This is a genomic window from Streptacidiphilus pinicola, assembly GCF_003258295.1.
Taxonomy (GTDB): Bacteria; Actinomycetota; Actinomycetes; order Streptomycetales; family Streptomycetaceae; genus Streptacidiphilus; species Streptacidiphilus pinicola.
The window spans coordinates 1-16,490 of the sequence record NZ_QKYN01000036.1 but is presented as its reverse complement, the minus strand read 5'-3'; the positions used below and the strand labels follow the sequence as shown (position 1 = coordinate 16,490).

Below are 16,490 nucleotides of genomic sequence, written 5' to 3'. Positions count from 1 at the left end.
CTGGCGGTGTGCGAGGGGGAGGCGGTTGGGTTGGCGGTGCCGTTCCAAAGTCCTGGTCAGTCGTCGGCCGTGTGGGTGCTGCAGGCGATGCCCGGCCCGCTCACCGAGGTCTTGGGCAGGCGTGGCGGTGTGCCGCACACGGTGGTCCGGCTCGTCGAGCAGCAGCTGCTGTGCCGCACCGCGGACGAGCTGAGGGAGCGGATCGAGCGTCGCTGGTTCAAGCTGTTCTCCAACCTGAGCGGACCCGAGCTCGTCCGGCGCGGGGACCAGCTCGCCTGGGACCTGCTGGCACCGGGGGAGTGCCCGTCCCCGGCCTGCGAGGACGGTTGGCTGCGGGACGACTCCGGCTCGTGCCCGCGGTGCCGCAAGGCTTCCAGCGTGATCCACATGACGGACGTCGACCAGCGCGACGCCCCGCCTGCTTCGCCGCAGTACGCCGCGATGATGGCCGAGGGGATGCGCGACCAGCGCCGGCGCGAGCACGGGCTGCCCCGCGGCCAGCGCAGCCGGCACGTCGTCAAGCAGCATGTCGACTACACCCCCGAGCCCTACGAGCTGCGTGAGCCCGAGCCCGAGCTGCCGACCGAGGATCAGGTCGAGCGGGCCCGGGATGCCGAGCGGGCCCGCGAGGTGCAGCGGCTGGCGGCGGAGCGTGCCCGTGCCGAGAAGAAGACCCGAGCCCGGCAGACCCGACGAGAGGGACAGCCTTGATGCGCATCCATGTCGACGAGGTCCGGGAGGTGCAGCTTTCCGACGGCTGGCACGAGGTCGTGAACGGCACCTTCCGGCTCGGCCCGGTCCAGCTCACGACCGGAGACGATCCGCAGGAGCGGACGGCCGCGGTGGAGTGGCCCGTCGCTTTCAGCTTCGAGACCCCTGACGGTGAGGCGTTCGCGGGTCCCTTGTCCTCGCTGCTCGCGGTCAGCCATCTGCTGCCGGAGAAGCCGGAGCCGCCGGCCCACGAAGAACTCGCCCGCCGCCTCCAGGGCGAGCTGGTCACCGTCGACGGCGTCTCGACCGTGCGGTTCACCCACGCGGACCACGAGTTCGACGTCTGGCTCGGTGACTCCGGCACCTGGCGCTACGTCGAGTCCTCGCAGCGCACGACCGCCGACGCGGTGAACACCTACCTCCCCGAGTCGGATGTCCACGCGCTGGTGAGCCAGATGATGGCCGACCTCAAGAGCACCTGGGGACTTGGCCGCCCGCCCGGCGTGCCCGGCCCGCCCGGCCTGCGCGAGGGGCGTGATCCCGACGCCGGCCCACGTCCTGAGGCCTCCTCCGATGACGGGTGACGCCGGCTTCGCGGCACGGACCGGCCACGAGCCACCCGAGTCCGCGCCCGAAGCGCGCGTGCCGCAGGTGGCGCAGGCTTGGGAGTCGCTGCTGCAGATCCGGCGCCTCGTCCAAGCCGACCACCCGGACCTCCCCGCGCCGTGGGAGCGGGCGCAGCCAGTGCGCGCGATCGCGCTCGCACTGGAGGCGGCCGGTGTGCCGATCTGCGCCGTCGAGGGTGACCTCGTCGTCGCGAGCGGCGCCGTGGTGGAGCCGGCGGAGCCCGGCGGGGCCCGGGTGACCTGGCGCTACCAGCGCGGCCACCGTGCGGTCGACGCCGGCGAGGCCGACCTTGGTGCGGCCGTGGCGGCGCTGGGGAGTGCTGGATGGGATGCGCTGCTCTACCGGGCGGGGCGTGGACGGTACCTGCTCGTGGAGCCTGGACGGGCCCGTTGATCGGACGCCGGCCGATGGGTGATGTGGGATCAGTTCCGCCTGACGGTCGGCGACTGGTCGTGCCACAGGTCGTCACAGCTGCCAGCGGTGTGCCGAGCCGCTGCTGTGTGCCGGCCACGACTTCGCGGCACCGCGCCGCAGTAACCGGAAGGCGTGGTCGGTCGTCGCGGTGGTCCTGCGCGCCGGGCTGCGATACGAGGGCTTTGAGCCGTGCGGTTGCGGGCGGGAGCCGAAGTTCCGCCCCCGTACCCGCGCCCAGATGCGCGCCCGCCGCATCGTGGCTACCCGGACCGGCACGCCGCTCGCGGAACTCCTCGGCCAGGCTGACCCGCTGGACGCCCGCTGATCGTGGCAGGGCCCGACACGCGTTCACCCGCACCGCCCCGCGTCTGCGTCCGCCCAGCCCGGCCCGGCCCGGCTCTCGAGGGCGAACCGGGCCGGGCTGCTCACAACTCCAAACAGACCTAGGCGAGGTAGTCCCCGCGCAGGGTGTACCAAGTGCAGTGTCCGACGTTGCCGTTCACACCGCCGCAGATGCCGTCTGCTGACTGGAGCCACTCCACCGCGCGTGACGCCCGCGCGGCGCACTACGCCGAGGGCGCGTTCGACCCCGAGGCGACGAGGGCCGCGTTCGCGGGGCTCGAGATCCCGGTCCTGATCCTCGCCGGGGAGCTCGACTTCAGTCCCAGCCCGGTGCTCGCGACACAGCTCAGCGAGCTGTTCGCGGACGGCTGGGTGCAGCTCGTCGTGCAGCCCGGGGCAGGGCACTTCCCCTGGCTGGACGACGCCGCCTGGTTCGGCGGCGTCGTCACGCGCTGGCTCGCCGAGAGGACCAGCCCTCCGGCGGACCCCGGTCCGCTACCGTCCTACCCCTCGTCCAGCTCCGGCGGCTTGACGCCCTCGAACGCGTGCTCGCTGCAGAGGCCGAGCCGATGGTGGTCGCAGTCCCTCAAGAAGGTGCCCGTGCCGTGGGCGAGGCTCCTGGTGGCCACGGGGCTGTCATTCCTCCGTGTACGATGCTGACCTTTTGCTGTCCATTGAGGGTGCGACACGCCCCTGAGCAGGGAAGTAACGTCTGAGATGTGGTAAGCCCGACATATTGCCATCAAGGTCGGGAGCGACCATGATTCTACGCACGTAGATCCATAGATCCACGCTGAAGGCGAGGCGCCGCACATGTCGGAATCCGTCAGCAGGTCGATGCAGGGAGTGCCGCGCGTGGTGCGCGCAGCGCTCGTGCAGGCGAAGTGGACCGGGGACACCGAGTCCATGATCGAGGTGCACGAGCGGTACGCGCGGGACGCGGCCGCGCAGGGCGCGCAGGTGATCGGGTTTCAGGAGGTGTTCAACGCGCCGTACTTCTGCCAGGTGCAGGAGCCGGAGCACTACCGGTGGGCCGAGCCCGTGCCGGACGGGCCCACCGTGACGCGGATGCGCGCGCTCGCGCGCGAGCTGAACATGGTCATGGTCGTGCCCGTGTACGAGGTCGAGCAGTCCGGTTTCTACTACAACACCGCCGCCGTCATCGATGCCGACGGCAGCTACCTCGGCAAGTACCGCAAGCACCACATCCCGCAGGTCAAGGGGTTCTGGGAGAAGTACTACTTCCGCCCCGGCAACCTCGGCTGGCCGGTCTTCGACACCGCCGTGGGCCGGGTCGGGGTGTACATCTGCTACGACCGGCACTTCCCGGAGGGCTGGCGCGCGCTCGGGCTCGCCGGGGCGGAGCTGGTGTACAACCCCTCCGCGACCAGCCGCGGCCTGTCCGCGTACCTGTGGCAGCTGGAGCAGCCGGCCGCCGCGGTCGCCAACGAGTACTTCGTCGCCGCGATCAACCGCGTCGGCGTGGAGGAGTACGGCGACAACGACTTCTACGGCACCAGCTACTTCGTGGACCCGCGCGGCCAGTTCGTCGGCGAGCCCGCCTCCGACAAGGAGGAGGAGCTGATCGTGCGCGACCTCGACTTCGGGCTGATCGAGGAGGTCCGCAACCAGTGGGCCTTCTACCGGGACCGCCGCCCCGACGCCTACGGCCCGCTGACGGAGGCCTGAGCGCAGATGACGGACGATGGCACGACGGACGACATGACCGACGACACGACCCACGAGTCGAAGAGCCTGCTCGACCGGCACCGGGCGGTCACCCCGTCCTGGCTGGCGCTCTACTACCGCGAGCCGCTGGAGCTCACCCACGGTGAGGGCCGGCACGTCCACGGCTCCGACGGGCGCCGCTACCTGGACTTCTTCGGCGGCATTCTCACCACCATGACCGCGCACGCCCAGCCCGAGGTGACGCAGGCCGTCGCGGAGCAGGCCGGGCGGATCCTGCACAGCTCGACGCTCTACCTCTCCACGCCGATGGTCGAGCTCGCCGAGCAGATCGCGGAGCTGTCCGGGATCCCGGACGCGAAGGTCTTCTTCACCACCTCCGGCACCGAGGCGAACGACGCGGCCCTGCTGCTCGCCACCGGCTACCGGCGCTCCAACCAGGTGCTGGCGATGCGCAACAGCTACCACGGGCGCTCCTTCTCCACCGTGGGCATCACCGGCAACAGCTCCTGGTCGCCGACCAGTCTGTCGCCGCTGCAGACGCTCTACGTGCACGGCTCGGTCCGCACCCGCGGGCCGTTCGCGCACCTGGACGACGCGGCGTTCGTCGAGGCCTGCACGGCGGACCTGGAGGACATGCTCGGGCAGGTCGGCGGCCCGGTGGCCGCGCTGATCGCCGAGCCGATCCAGGGGGTGGGCGGGTTCACCTACGGGCCGGACGGGCTGTTCGCCGCGTTCAAGCGGGTGCTGGACCGGTACGGGATCCTGTGGATCAGCGACGAGGTGCAGACCGGGTGGGGGCGCACCGGCGAGCACTTCTGGGGCTGGCAGGCGCACGCCCAGGCGGGCCCGCCCGACGCGCTGACCTTCGCCAAGGGGCTGGGCAACGGCCTCTCCATCGGCGGCGTGGTCGCGCGCGCCGAGCTCATGGACTGCCTGGCGGCCAACTCCATCTCCACCTTCGGCGGCAGCCCGGTCACCACGGCCGGGGCGCTGGCCAACCTGCGGTACCTGCTGGAGCACGACCTGCAGGGCAACGCGCGCCGCGTCGGCGCGGTGCTGCGCGAGCGGATCGAGGCGGGCGCGCGGCAGCTGCCCGTCGTCCGCGAGGTCCGCGGCCGCGGACTGATGCTCGGCGTCGAGCTGGTCAACCGGGAGGGCGAACCGAGCGCCGCGGCGGCGGCCATGACGCTCGAACACGCCCGCGACCTCGGCCTGCTCATCGGCAAGGGCGGACCGCTCGGCAACACGCTCCGCATCGCCCCGCCGCTCTCCCTCACCGTGGACGAGGCCGAGCAGGGCGCGGAGCTGCTGGTCCAGGCGCTGGACCGGGCGCAGAAGGAACTGTGGGCGATCGAGGAGGCCCTGTGATCGAGCAGGCCGCTGTGCGGGAGGAGGCACTGTGACGCACGAACGGACGGTCGTCCGCGGCGGGTTGGTCATCACGGCGGCGGACGAGAGCCACGCCGACGTGCTGATCGAGGGCGAGCGCGTGGTCGCCCTCGCGGCGACCGGCAGTGACGTCGCGGCGGGCTGGCAGGCGGACCGGACCATCGACGCCACCGACTGCTACGTCATCCCCGGGGGCGTCGACGCGCACACGCACATGGAGCTGCCCTTCGGCGGCACCTCCGCCTCCGACACCTTCGAGACCGGCACCCGGGCCGCCGCCTTCGGCGGCACGACGACGATCGTGGACTTCGCCGTGCAGAGCGTCGGCCACAGTCTGCGCGAGGGCCTGGACGCCTGGCACGAGAAGGCGCAGGGCAACTGCGCGATCGACTACGCCTTCCACATGATCATGTCGGACGTCACCGAGCACTCGCTCAAGGAGATGGACCTCCTGGTCGAGGAGGGGGTGACCAGCTTCAAGCTGTTCATGGCCTACCCGGGGGTCTTCTACAGCGACGACGGCCGCATCCTGCGGGCCATGCAGCGCTCCGCCGCCAACGGCGGGCTGATCATGATGCACGCGGAGAACGGCATCGCCATCGACGTGCTGGTCGAGCAGGCACTCGCCGCCGGGCACACCGACCCGCGCTACCACGGCGAGGTCCGGCGTGAGCTGCTGGAGGCGGAGGCGACGCACCGGGCGATCCAGCTCGCGCGGGTGGCCGGTGCGCCGTTGTACGTCGTGCACGTCTCGGCGGAGCAGGCGGTCGCGGAGATCGCGCAGGCGCGCGACCTCGGGCTGAACGTCTTCGGCGAGACCTGCCCGCAGTACCTGTTCCTGTCGACGGACAACCTGGCGGAGCCGGACTTCGAGGGCGCCAAGTACGTGTGCTCGACGCCGCTGCGGCCCAAGGAGCACCAGGCCGCGCTCTGGCGCGGGCTGCGCACCAACGACCTCTCCGTCGTCTCCACCGACCACTGCCCGTTCTGCTTCGTCGGGCAGAAGGAGCTGGGCCGCGGGGACTTCTCGAAGATCCCCAACGGCCTTCCGGGCGTGGAGAACCGGATGGACCTGCTGCACCAGGCCGTCCTGGACGGGCACATCTCCCGGCGCCGCTGGATCGAGCTGGCCTGCGCGACCCCGGCGCGGATGTTCGGCCTCTACCCGCGCAAGGGGACGATCGCGCCGGGCGCGGACGCGGACGTCGTGATCTTCGACCCGCAGGAGCGCTACACCATGTCCGCGGCCACCCACCACATGAACGTCGACTACTCCGCGTACGAGGGCCGCGAGGTCACCGGCAGGGCGCGGACGGTGCTCTCGCGCGGTGCGGTGGTTGTCGACGGCGGCGAGTACCTCGGCCATGCCGGACACGGCACCTTCGTGCCGCGTGCCACCTCCCAGTACCTGCTCTGAAAGGCGCCCGTGATGGATATCGGCCTCGTCCTCCAGACCGACCCGCCGGCGAAGCTGCTGGTGGAACGGATGATCCGCGCCGAACGAGCCGGGTTCACCCACGGCTGGACGTTCGACTCCTGCGTGCTGTGGCAGGAGCCGTTCGTGATCTACAGCCAGATCCTCGCGAACACCGAACGGTTGACGGTCGGCCCGATGGTCACCAACCCGGTCACCCGCACCTGGGAGGTCACCGCCTCGCTGTTCGCCACGCTGAACGACATGTTCGGCAACCGCACCGTCTGCGGCATCGGCCGTGGCGACTCCGCCCAGCGGGTCGCCGGCCGCAAGCCGGCGACGCTGGAGCGGCTCTCGCACGCGATGCACGTCATCAAGGAGCTGGCGGAGGGGAGGGAGGCGGAGGTCGACGGCACGGTCATGCGGATCCCGTGGATCAGCGGTGACCCGAAACTGCCGATCTGGATGGGCGCGTACGGGCCGAAGGCCCTGGAGCTGACCGGCCGTCAGGCCGACGGCTTCATCCTCCAACTCGCCGACCCGTTCCTGACCGAGTGGATGGTCAAGGCGGTCCGCCGCGCCGCGGAGGAGGCCGGCCGCGATCCGGCGTCCGTCACCGTCTGCGTCGCCGCCCCGGCGTACGTCACCGACGGAAGCGCCGAGCAGCTCGCCCACGCTCGCGAGCAGTGCCGCTGGTTCGGCGGCATGGTCGGCAACCACGTCGCCGACCTCGTCTCCCGCTACGGCGAGCACAGCGGACTGGTCCCGGACGCGCTCACCGACTACATCAAGGAGCGCCAAGGCTACGACTACTCCCACCACGGCCGCGCCGGTAACCCGGACACCGCCTTCGTCCCCGACGAGATCGTCGACCGCTTCTGCCTGATCGGCACGCCGCAGCAGCACCTGGAGCAGCTGGAACACCTGCGGTCCCTCGGTGTGGACCAGTTCGCGATCTACGCCATGCACGACGCGGTGGAGGACGTCATCGACGCCTACGGGCGGGACGTGATCCCGGCGCTGGACTGAGCGGGCTTTGCGTGGTCGGCTTCCCGGGGCGGTCCCGGGAAGCCGACCGCGCTCACTCGTTGTAGTCATGCGGGGCGAATTATCACAAAAAGCGATGAATCTCACAAAAAGCCTTGACTCTGTGTGAGCGCGGTGGCGATGATGGGGCCCTGGCGCCGCGAATGCGCGGAGTACATTCGCCAGTTTGGTGGTCGACGCTTTGGCGTCCGAATCTTGACCGGTAGCTCGGGGGAACGGCTACCGAGGGGCCGGGGAACGGCGCGAACCGAGTGACCGCTCCGATCGTCCACTCGTGCGACCGCGCACGCGTATTCCCGGGGACCCCGTGAAACACGGCCTGTGCCGCCGCTGCGGCCTGCCGTCATTCCATGCGGAGAGGCATCCTCCGATGAGTACCACCCTGCCCCGAACCAACACGTCCCCGAACGGTGTGTCCCCAAACGGGGTGGAGATTCCGCAAGTCGCCCCGCAGCTGAAGAAGCGCCGCGCGAGCGACCTGCCACCGGTCCGACACACCGTCAGTCTGGTCGTGCCCGCGCACAACGAGGCCCGCAACATCCCCTGGGTCTTCGAGCAGATCCCGCGCTGCGTCGACGAGGTGCTGCTCGTGGACGGCTCCTCCAGCGACGCGACCGTGCGTATGGCGGCCCTGTGCCTGCCGACCGTGCGGATCGTGCAGCAGCAGGGACCCGGCAAGGGCAACGCGCTGCGCACCGGATTCCTGGCCGCCGCGGGCGACTACGTGGTGATGATGGACGCCGACGGCAGCATGTGGCCCGGCGAGATCCCGCACTACCTGCACTTCCTGGAGCACGGCTTCGACTTCGTCAAGGGCTCCCGGTTCGTCGCGGGCGGCGGGTCACTGGACCTGACCCGCTTCCGCTCGCTCGGCAACCACCTCCTGCTGGCGGTGGTGAACCGCCTCTACGACGCCTCGCTGACCGACCTCTGCTACGGCTTCTGCGCCTTCCGGCGCAGCCTCCTGGACGAACTGGACCTGTCCGCGCCGGGATTCGAGATCGAAGCCGAGATGATCGCGCACGCACTCCGCTCGGGGCTTCGGGTCGCCGAAGTGCCGAGCCTCGAACTGCCCCGCCGCAACGGGCGTTCGCACCTGCACGCCGTCTCCGACGGCCGCCGGGTGCTGCGTACCCTCGTCGCCGAGCGCCCCAGGGCCAGGCTCACGGCGGCCCCCGCGGTGGCGGGGTGGAAATGATGAACGGTGCCGACCGGTGCACCGATGCGGCCTGCCCCTGCCTTGCCGCCCGCGTATCGCCGTACACAGCCGTTCGCGCCTTGTCACGCGGACTTGGGTCGATCGCGTCGATCGCCCCGGACGGGCGCGTGTGGGCGTGGGTGCGGCCGTGCGGACACCCGCTCGGGCTGGTGGCCGCCATCGGCACGACCGGCGGGGTCGCCGGGCCGTGCCGGGTGCCGGCCGGCACCGCGCATCACCATGGTGCCCGTCGTCGAGACGGTGCCCCTCAATGCAAGCGTGGGGCAGGCATGCCGCACCGAACCGGGGAGCTGAGTCGACCATGTGTCCGTACGGAGGAGCCACCCCGGGAATCACGCCCGGGACCACGCCCGGGATCGCCCTGTCCGTGGTCATCTGCGCCTACACCATGGACCGTTGGGACGATTTGCTGGCCGCGATCGAGTCCGTCCAGACCCAGCGTGAGCCCGTCGACGAACTGCTGCTCGTCGTGGACCACTGCCCCGAGCTCGCCGCCCGGGCCCGCGTGGAGACCTGCGGGGTGCGCATCGTCGCGAACCGGGAACGCCGGGGACTGGCGGGGGCCCGCAACAGCGGGGTGGCCGCCGCCCGCGGCGACGTCGTCGCCTTCCTGGACGACGACGCGGCCGCCGCGCCGGACTGGTCGCGCCGGCTGGTCTCCAACTACCGCAACCCGCACGTGGTCGGCGTCGGAGGCCTGGTCCGGCCGTGGTGGGAGACCGGCCGACCCGGCTGGTTCCCGCCCGAGTTCGACTGGGTGGTCGGCTGCTCCTACCGCGGCCTGCCGCAACAGCGCTCCGCCGTACGGAACTTCATCGGCGCCAACATGTCCTTCCGCCGGTCCGAGCTGTTGGCCGTCGGCGGCTTCCGCACGGACCTGGGACGTGTCGGCAGCCGGCCGCTCGGCTGTGAGGAGACCGAACTGTGTCTGCGGATCAGCGCCCACGACCCCGAGGCCGTGCTCCTCTACGAGCCGGCCGCTGCCGTTCGCCACCATGTGCCGCCGGCCCGAGCCAGCTGGGCCTACTTCCGCTCACGCTGTTTCGCTGAGGGCCTGTCCAAGGCAGCCGTGGCACGCCATGCCGGCGCCGGACCGGCCCTCTCGAGCGAGCGCAGCTACCTGCGCTCGACCATTCCGCTGGCGCTCGTGCGTGGACTGCGCCCCCGCGCGGGCACGCGCCGCAGCACGGTGGTGGCCCTGGCGGCCGGCGTCGGGACCACCCTGCTCGGCTACGGCACCGGCCGGCTGCGCGGCTTCGCGCGCGCGGGCCCGACGGGCAGGGCCGCGCCATGAGCGCCGTACCGGTCTTCGTCTACCACTCCGTCACGGACGATCCGCCGACCTGGAGCGCCCCCTACACGGTGACGCCGCGTGCCTTCGTCGAGCAACTGGACCGGATCGCGGACGGCGGCCTGACCGTCGTCCCGTTGCGGCGCCTGGTCTCCGCGCAGCACGGCGGGCCGCCGCTGCCGCCGCGCGCCGCCGTGCTCACCTTCGACGACGGCTACGCGGACTTCTACTGGACCGTGGCCCCGCTGCTCTCCGGCCGCGAACTTCCCGCCACCCTCTACCTCACCACGGGGGCGATCCATCCCCCCGGCGGGAGCGCCACCGGCAGCCTGCTGCCGCCCGCCCGGATGCTGAACTGGCGCCAGGTCTCCGGCCTCGACGCCTACGGGATCGAGATCGGCGGCCACTCGCGGACCCATCCCCAGCTGGACACCCTGCCGGGGCGCCGGCTGTACGACGAGATCGTGGTCTGCAAGCGCGAGTTGGAGGACGCGGTCGGCCACGTGGTGGACTCCTTCGCCTATCCGCACGGCTACTCGAGCCAGGCGGTGCGCCGCAAGGTGCAGAAAGCCGGCTGGACTTCGGCCTGCGCCGTCGGCCGGGCGTTCAGCTCGCCGGAGGACCATCCGCTGCGGATCAGCCGGCTGATGGTCGGCGCCGACACCACACAAGAGCTGTTCCAGGCCTGGGTGGAGGGGCGCGGCGCGCCCGTGGCACCGGTGCCGGAGCGGCTGCGGACCAAAGGCTGGCGCGCCTACCGTCGCGTGCGCGCGGCCCTCGGCCGCCCGGTCGCCTGCTGAGGTGAGGAAGGGAGTGTGATCCGGGGTGTGTACAGCGGCAGGAGCGGTCTTCCTGGCCCGGCATCTGGGTGCGCGGGACGTCACCGGCCGTCGGGTGATCGAGGTCGGCTCCCGTGACGCGCGGGGCGCGGTCAGGTCCATCGTGACGCCGCTACGCCCGGCCGAGTACGTCGGCGTCGACATGGCCTCCGGCCCCGGCGTCGATCTCCTGTGTCCCGCCGAGGAGTTGATCGAGCGCTTCGGCGAGTCCTCGTTCGACGTGGTGATCAGCACCGAGGTGCTCGAACACGTGCAGGACTGGCGGGCGGTGGTCCACAACCTCAAGGGCGTGCTGCGCGACCGCGGACTGCTGATCATCACCACCCGCTCCCGCGGCTTCGAGTTCCACCCCTACCCCCTGGACTTCTGGCGCTTCGAGGTGGCCGACATGGCCGCCATCTTCGGGGACCTCGGCATCGAGGTGCTCCGGCCGGACGAGGAGTTCCCGGGCGTGTTCCTGCGCGCACGCCGCCACGACCCGATGGTGGAACGGGACCTGTCCGCCCACCGCGCCTACTCGATCGTCAGGCGGCAGCCCGCCCGCGGCATCACCGCGGTCGACGTCGCCGCGGCCCGGGTGCTGAGCGGAGGCAAGGCCGCCGTCGGCCGGATGTTCCCGCTCGTCGCCCGGACGGCGACGCGGCGGGTCATCAACCGCCTGGCCACCCGAGGGGAAGCGTCGACATGAGTGCGCCGGCCGGTCGGGCCTTCTACCGCGCCACCGCGGTGCGGCGCTCGCCCCTGGCCGTGGTGCGCGCCGCCGTCCGCGGCTACGACCCCCTGCTGCGCAACGGACACCTGCTGACCGTCAGCTCGATCCTGACCTCGGGCGTGGGAGCCGCCTACTGGGCGCTCGCCGCCCACCTGTTCGGCCCGGGCTCGGTCGGGCGCGGCTACGCCGCGGTGTCCGCGATGATGTTCCTCGGCGGGATCGGGCAGCTCAACCTGGTCAACACGATGATCCGGTTCGTCGCACCCGCGGGGAAGCGCACCGGGCGGCTGGTCGCCGTGGCCTACCTCGCCGCGGTGAGCTGCGGGCTGCTGCTCGGCGCCGGATTCGTCCTGCTCATCCCACGGCTGGCCTCGGGCCTGTCCTTCCTGCACGCCCCCCTCGTCGGCGCCGCGTTCACCGCCGCCGTCGCCGGCTACGCGGTCTTCGTGCTGCAGGACGGGGTGCTGACGGGGCTGCGCCGGGCGGACTGGGTGGTCGCCGAGAACGCCCTGTTCGCGACGGCGAAGGTGCTGCTGCTGGCCCTGTTCGCGGTCGCCGGACCGCTGAGCGCGATCCTCGGCTCCTGGGGAGTCGGCCTCGTCGTCTCGCTCGCCTTCACCAACACCTACCTCTTCGCCAGGGCGATACCCCGGCACGTGCGCCGGACCCCGACCGAGCCTTCCGCGCCCGCCGCGCCCACCTGGAGCTACCTGTCCGCCGACTGGATCGCCTCGATGTGCTGGCTCGCCGCCACCACCCTGCCGCCGATCATCGTGCTGGACCGCCTCGGCGCCGCCGCGAGCGCCTACTTCTCGATCGCCTGGCTGGTGGCGTACGCGCTCTACCAGTTCGCCATCAACATGTCCGCCTCTCTGATCGTCGAGACCGTCGGCGCCCCCGGCGAACTGCGGCGTCACTGCCTGCACGTGCTGCGCCACGCGGGCGCGCTGCTGGCCGTCGGCACCCTGCTGGTGGTGGTCGCGGCCCCCTGGCTGCTGACCGTCTTCGGCCCCGCCTACGCCCACAGCGGCGTGGTCGCGCTGCGACTCCTCGGCCTGTCCGCCCTGCCCAACCTCGTCGTCTGCGTCGCGGTCGCGGTCTGCCGGGTGCGCCGCCGGATGCGCGTCGTCGTGGCGTCCCTGGCCGGGCAGGCGGTACTGGTGCTCGGGCTGAGCGCGGTGCTGCTGCGGCCGATGGGCGTCGCCGGCGCCTCCGTCGCCTGGCTCGTGGCGCAGTGCGTGGTCGCGGGCGGGCTGGTGTGGCGGCGCTCGAGCTGGCTGCCGGAGGCCGCGGCGGCGCCGGCCCGGACGGGCACGACCGCCCATGCGGCCGGACCGGGCTGGACGCCCCTGCGCGGCCTGCTGCCGATCCGCCGCCCGGCGCTGTTCAGCCGGCCCGCCGCCCGGCTGACCGCCCGTCGGCTGGCCGGGCGCTGGACGACCCCGGGCGTCGACTCCGCCGAGGTGGCACGCCTGCGCCCCTCCCCGCAGGGCCACTCCGACGTGCTGGTCTTCCGGCTCGACTACGCCGGTGCGCCCTCACTCGCCGTCAAGCACCCGAGGAACCCGCGGGCCTCCGCGTCCCTGGCCCGCGAGTGGGACGTGCTGCGGCGGTTGGAGGCGGACCCGCGGCTGGGCGAGTGGCGGCGGCTGCTGCCGCTGCCCGTCGCCAGCCACCTGGACGAGCGGCCGCAGCTGGTCACCCAGAGCTGGCTGCCCGGCGTCCGGGCGGAGGACCACCTCACCCGGTTCCCCGCCCACACCCGGCGGGTGACCGCCACCTCGCTCACCGCCGTGCACGAACTGCACCGGGCGACGGGACGCACGCTGCGCGCCGACGGCTGCATCGACGAGTGGATCGGCGCACGCCGGACCCTGCTGTCCGAGCAGATCACCTGGTGCCGGGCGGGCCTGGGAGCCGCGGGCCTGGACGCGCTCAGCGCCCGGGTGCACGCCGAACTGGCGGGCCGGCCGCTGACGGTGGCCTGGATCCACGGCGACTACGCCCCCGGCAACGTCCTGCTGGCCGACGGCGGCGACCGGGTCTCCGGGGTGCTCGACTGGGCGGGCGCCGGCACGGACGCCCCCGCCGGGATCGACGCGCACACCTTCCTCCTCGCGCTGCACTCCCTGACGGCCGACCGCTGTTGGGGCAGCCTCGTCACCGCGGTCCTGCGCGACGGCTCGCTGCCCGCCGCGGATCTCGCGCTGCTCGACGCCGCGGGCGTCGACGACACCCTCGGCCGCACCGCGCTGCCGCTGCTCGCCTGGCTCTGGCACGTGGCCTCGAACCTGGACAAGTCGCCCCGCTACGGGCGCAGTCGTTGGTGGGTCGTGGCCAACGTCGTCCCCGTCCTCTCGGAGGCGGCGCGATGGCCGGAACGCTGAGGCCCCCCGCGACCCGGAACACGCCGGTGCCACCCGCGCCGGCCGAACCGGCGGACCCGCGCGGAGTGCGGACGAACCGCCGCGTGACGGTTCGGACGGTCGTGACCTGCGCCGTGCCGCCGGTGGCCCTGACCCTCTGGCTGCTCTCGCTGCGCCACGTGCACGTCGGGCGGATGGGCGACCTCGGCCTGCTCCAGGTGCTGCCGGTCCTGTTCTGGGTCGCGCTCGGCCTGCTCACCCTCGGCTTCGTGGTCACCCTGCACGCGGACCGCCTCAGCCGGGTCTGGCCGGCCGTCTACGTGGTCTCGCTGATCGCGATCATCCATGCGACCCCCAGCATCCTGTACCCCACCCTGCGCTACTCCTGGGCCTGGAAGCACGTCGACGTGGTCGACGCGCTGCTGCGCAACGGGGGAGCGGTGCCGCACCCCGGCTGGCTCGACATCTACAACCAGTGGCCGGGCTTCTTCGCGGCGAACGGCCTGGTGCTGCGGCTCACCGGGCTGCCCTCGGCGATGGGCTACGCGCACTGGGCCACGCCGGTCGTCAACGTGCTGATGATCGGTCCGCTGCTGTTGCTGTACCGCTCGCTCACCCGGCAGCGGAAGCTGATCTGGGGCGCCGTCTGGATCTTCTTCTCCTGCTCGTGGATCGGCCAGGACTACTTCGCCCCGCAGACCTTCGACTTCCTGCTCTACGTCACCCTGATCGGGCTGGTCGTCAAGCAGTTGACGTCCCCCGGACCGCCACGCTGGCGGCTGCCGCTGCTGGGCATGGTGGTGCTGATGGAGACCGTGCTGGTCTCCTCGCACCAGCTCACCCCGCTGATGCTGATCGTCACCCTGACCGCGCTCTCGGTCCCGCGCCGCAACCGGCGGACCGTGCTGCCGGTGCTGGCCTCCGCCGTGGTGCTCCAGGCCGTCTGGTTCGCCACCGCGGCGCGCCCCTACATCGCGGCCAACCTGGGCAGCTTCATCAAGGCGCTCACCTCGCCCGACTCGAACGCCCCCACCTGGCTGACCGGGCTCGGCACCCCCGCCGCGGGCCAGATCCTGCTGGCCTGGATCGATCGCGGCCTGTCGGCGGCGGTGCTGCTGCTGGCCGTCGTCGCCCTGGTCCGCCGCCGCTGGACCCGCCACACCGTGCTCCCGTGGTTGGCCCTCGCGCCGCTGCCGATGCCCGCGCTGAACAGCTACGGCGGCGAGATGATCTTCCGCGCCTTCATGTTCGCGCTGCCGGCCACCGCGATGCTGACCGCCACGCTCGTCGTCCGGGTCCGTCAGCCCGGTATGCCGCGCATCCGGCCGCCCGGATGGCTGAGAGTGGCGGCCACCTACGTGCTGCTGCTGGGCTTCCTCGGCGGCCTGGTGTTCGGCTACTACGGCAAGGAACAGATGGAGTACTTCACCGCCAAGGAAGCCTCGGCGACCTCCTATCTGGACCGCGTGGTGCCCACCGGTTCGACGATCGTCTCGGTCACCAACAACATCCCGAACATCGACAACCAGTACGAGCTGCACAGCCGCGTGGTCATCGCCTGGAACTCCGTCCAGAACCGACGCCTGCTCATCAGCAGTCCGCTGGCCGGTCTGGAGGAGGCCGTCGCGCTCGACGCGCCGCCGGGTCCGGTGTACCTCATCCTCAACCGCGGCCAGACGGCGGAGTGCTACATCACCGGCGTGCTGCCCGCCGACACCGTCAGCAGACTGGAGACGGCGGTCGACCACTCGCGCATCTTCGCCCCGGTCTACCGCAACTCCGACGCGGTGGTCTACGTGCTGGTGGACCGCAGCAACCCCGCGCTGCAACCACGGCCCGGACAGTCCAAGCCGTCGCAGCAGCAACCGCAGCAAGGAGGACGCTGATGTCGCATCTCGTCGCCAGGAACAGCGTCGCCCGGCACGGCCTCGCCCGGTACGGCCTGCTGCTGTCCGGATGGGTGGCCGTCGCCGCCACCCTGCTGCCGGCCGAGCTGACGCCGCTGCGGGTCGTGCTCGTGGTGCCCTTCCTGCTCGTCTGCCCCGGCGCCGCCGCCCTCCGGCTGACCCACCCCGCCCATCGCGGACACGGGCCGGACCGGCTCGAGTTCGCCGTGCTCAGCGTGGCGTTCAGCGTCGTGATCGACACGCTGGTGGCGGAGGCGTTCTTCTTCACCCACTCGATCACCACCCTGCGGGCCGTCGGCGTCCTCGCCGTACTGACCTCGCTGATGGCGCTCTACCCGCTGGGACGGCGGGAACGGAGGTCGGGACCATGAGGACGACGCACTCCCCTCGGGGTCGGCGCGCCCACCCGCGCCGGGGCCGGGCCTTCGGGGCCGGGCTGCTGTCGATGCTGGCCGTGGTCGCCGCCGTGGCCGGCTGCTCGTCCGGCGGCCCGGGACCGCAACCGGCCGCGGCCGGTCCCTGG

15 protein-coding genes are annotated in these 16,490 nt (G+C 72.0%); all 15 read left to right on the top strand.

Going from position 1 to position 16,490, the window contains the following annotated elements; all coding sequences use genetic code 11:
- Positions 1-69: 69 nt before the first annotated feature.
- The 15 genes from DN069_RS09025 to DN069_RS08950 all read left to right on the top strand — a co-directional run bounded on the left by DN069_RS09025 (position 70) and on the right by DN069_RS08950 (position 16,338).
- Positions 70-711 (top strand): hypothetical protein, encoded by a 642-nt coding sequence (locus tag DN069_RS09025; protein ID WP_111500348.1) that lies wholly within the window; start codon positions 70-72, stop codon positions 709-711.
- Complete coding sequence (locus DN069_RS09020; protein WP_111500347.1) at positions 711-1,295, top strand: hypothetical protein; 585 nt, start codon at positions 711-713, stop codon at positions 1,293-1,295. The genes DN069_RS09025 and DN069_RS09020 overlap by 1 nt, the downstream gene beginning before the upstream one ends.
- A complete protein-coding gene (locus tag DN069_RS39950) occupies positions 1,285-1,731 on the top strand; it encodes a hypothetical protein (RefSeq protein WP_165845434.1) in 447 nt (148 codons plus the stop codon). The genes DN069_RS09020 and DN069_RS39950 overlap by 11 nt, the downstream gene beginning before the upstream one ends.
- Positions 1,732-2,265: 534 nt before the next feature.
- Positions 2,266-2,754, top strand: a complete 489-nt coding sequence (locus DN069_RS09005) for an alpha/beta fold hydrolase (protein WP_133259860.1) — start codon at positions 2,266-2,268, stop codon at positions 2,752-2,754.
- A gap of 186 nt (positions 2,755-2,940) precedes the next feature.
- Positions 2,941-3,783 carry a nitrilase-related carbon-nitrogen hydrolase gene (locus tag DN069_RS09000; protein WP_111500343.1) on the top strand — a complete coding sequence of 281 codons (843 nt, stop codon included), beginning with the start codon at positions 2,941-2,943 and terminating at the stop codon, positions 3,781-3,783.
- Between the two features lie 33 nt (positions 3,784-3,816).
- Positions 3,817-5,151, top strand: a complete 1,335-nt coding sequence (locus DN069_RS08995; RefSeq protein ID WP_111500415.1) for an aspartate aminotransferase family protein — start codon at positions 3,817-3,819, stop codon at positions 5,149-5,151.
- Positions 5,152-5,182: 31 nt separating this feature from the next.
- Complete coding sequence (hydA, locus tag DN069_RS08990; RefSeq protein WP_111500342.1) at positions 5,183-6,589, top strand: dihydropyrimidinase; 1,407 nt, start codon at positions 5,183-5,185, stop codon at positions 6,587-6,589.
- A gap of 12 nt (positions 6,590-6,601) precedes the next feature.
- Positions 6,602-7,615 carry a TIGR03842 family LLM class F420-dependent oxidoreductase gene (locus DN069_RS08985; protein WP_111500341.1) on the top strand — a complete coding sequence of 338 codons (1,014 nt, stop codon included), beginning with the start codon at positions 6,602-6,604 and terminating at the stop codon, positions 7,613-7,615.
- Between the two features lie 445 nt (positions 7,616-8,060).
- On the top strand, positions 8,061-8,831 hold the full coding sequence (locus DN069_RS08980) for a glycosyltransferase family 2 protein (RefSeq protein WP_243639026.1): 771 nt from the start codon (positions 8,061-8,063) through the stop codon (positions 8,829-8,831).
- Between the two features lie 322 nt (positions 8,832-9,153).
- The gene (locus tag DN069_RS08975; protein WP_111500339.1) at positions 9,154-10,146 is read left to right on the top strand and encodes a glycosyltransferase family 2 protein; all 993 of its coding nucleotides are present in this window, start codon (positions 9,154-9,156) and stop codon (positions 10,144-10,146) included.
- Positions 10,143-10,943 (top strand): polysaccharide deacetylase family protein, encoded by an 801-nt coding sequence (locus DN069_RS08970; RefSeq protein ID WP_111500338.1) that lies wholly within the window; start codon positions 10,143-10,145, stop codon positions 10,941-10,943. Before DN069_RS08975 ends, DN069_RS08970 begins: the two co-directional genes overlap by 4 nt.
- Positions 10,944-10,968: 25 nt before the next feature.
- Entirely contained in the window at positions 10,969-11,670 is a 702-nt protein-coding gene (locus DN069_RS08965; RefSeq protein WP_111500337.1) for a class I SAM-dependent methyltransferase, read from the top strand.
- A complete protein-coding gene (locus DN069_RS08960; protein ID WP_111500336.1) occupies positions 11,667-14,081 on the top strand; it encodes a phosphotransferase in 2,415 nt (804 codons plus the stop codon). Before DN069_RS08965 ends, DN069_RS08960 begins: the two co-directional genes overlap by 4 nt.
- A gap of 83 nt (positions 14,082-14,164) precedes the next feature.
- Positions 14,165-15,946 carry a glycosyltransferase gene (locus DN069_RS08955; RefSeq protein WP_111500335.1) on the top strand — a complete coding sequence of 594 codons (1,782 nt, stop codon included), beginning with the start codon at positions 14,165-14,167 and terminating at the stop codon, positions 15,944-15,946.
- Complete coding sequence (locus tag DN069_RS08950) at positions 15,946-16,338, top strand: DUF1616 domain-containing protein (protein WP_111500334.1); 393 nt, start codon at positions 15,946-15,948, stop codon at positions 16,336-16,338. The genes DN069_RS08955 and DN069_RS08950 overlap by 1 nt, the downstream gene beginning before the upstream one ends.
- Positions 16,339-16,490: the final 152 nt, after the last annotated feature.

Excerpts from the sequence above, each read along its gene's own strand:
- DN069_RS08960 (WP_111500336.1), top strand. The coding sequence starts at position 11,667 with ATGAGTGCGCCGGCCGGTCGGGCCTTCTACCGCGCCACCGCGGTGCGG.
- DN069_RS39950 (WP_165845434.1), top strand. The coding sequence starts at position 1,285 with ATGACGGGTGACGCCGGCTTCGCGGCACGGACCGGCCACGAGCCACCC.
- DN069_RS08985 (WP_111500341.1), top strand. The coding sequence starts at position 6,602 with ATGGATATCGGCCTCGTCCTCCAGACCGACCCGCCGGCGAAGCTGCTG.
- DN069_RS09020 (WP_111500347.1), top strand. The coding sequence starts at position 711 with ATGCGCATCCATGTCGACGAGGTCCGGGAGGTGCAGCTTTCCGACGGC.
- DN069_RS08995 (WP_111500415.1), top strand. The coding sequence starts at position 3,817 with ATGACCGACGACACGACCCACGAGTCGAAGAGCCTGCTCGACCGGCAC.
- DN069_RS08950 (WP_111500334.1), top strand. The coding sequence starts at position 15,946 with ATGTCGCATCTCGTCGCCAGGAACAGCGTCGCCCGGCACGGCCTCGCC.
- DN069_RS08970 (WP_111500338.1), top strand. The coding sequence starts at position 10,143 with ATGAGCGCCGTACCGGTCTTCGTCTACCACTCCGTCACGGACGATCCG.
- DN069_RS08975 (WP_111500339.1), top strand. The coding sequence starts at position 9,154 with ATGTGTCCGTACGGAGGAGCCACCCCGGGAATCACGCCCGGGACCACG.
- DN069_RS09005 (WP_133259860.1), top strand. The coding sequence starts at position 2,266 with ATGCCGTCTGCTGACTGGAGCCACTCCACCGCGCGTGACGCCCGCGCG.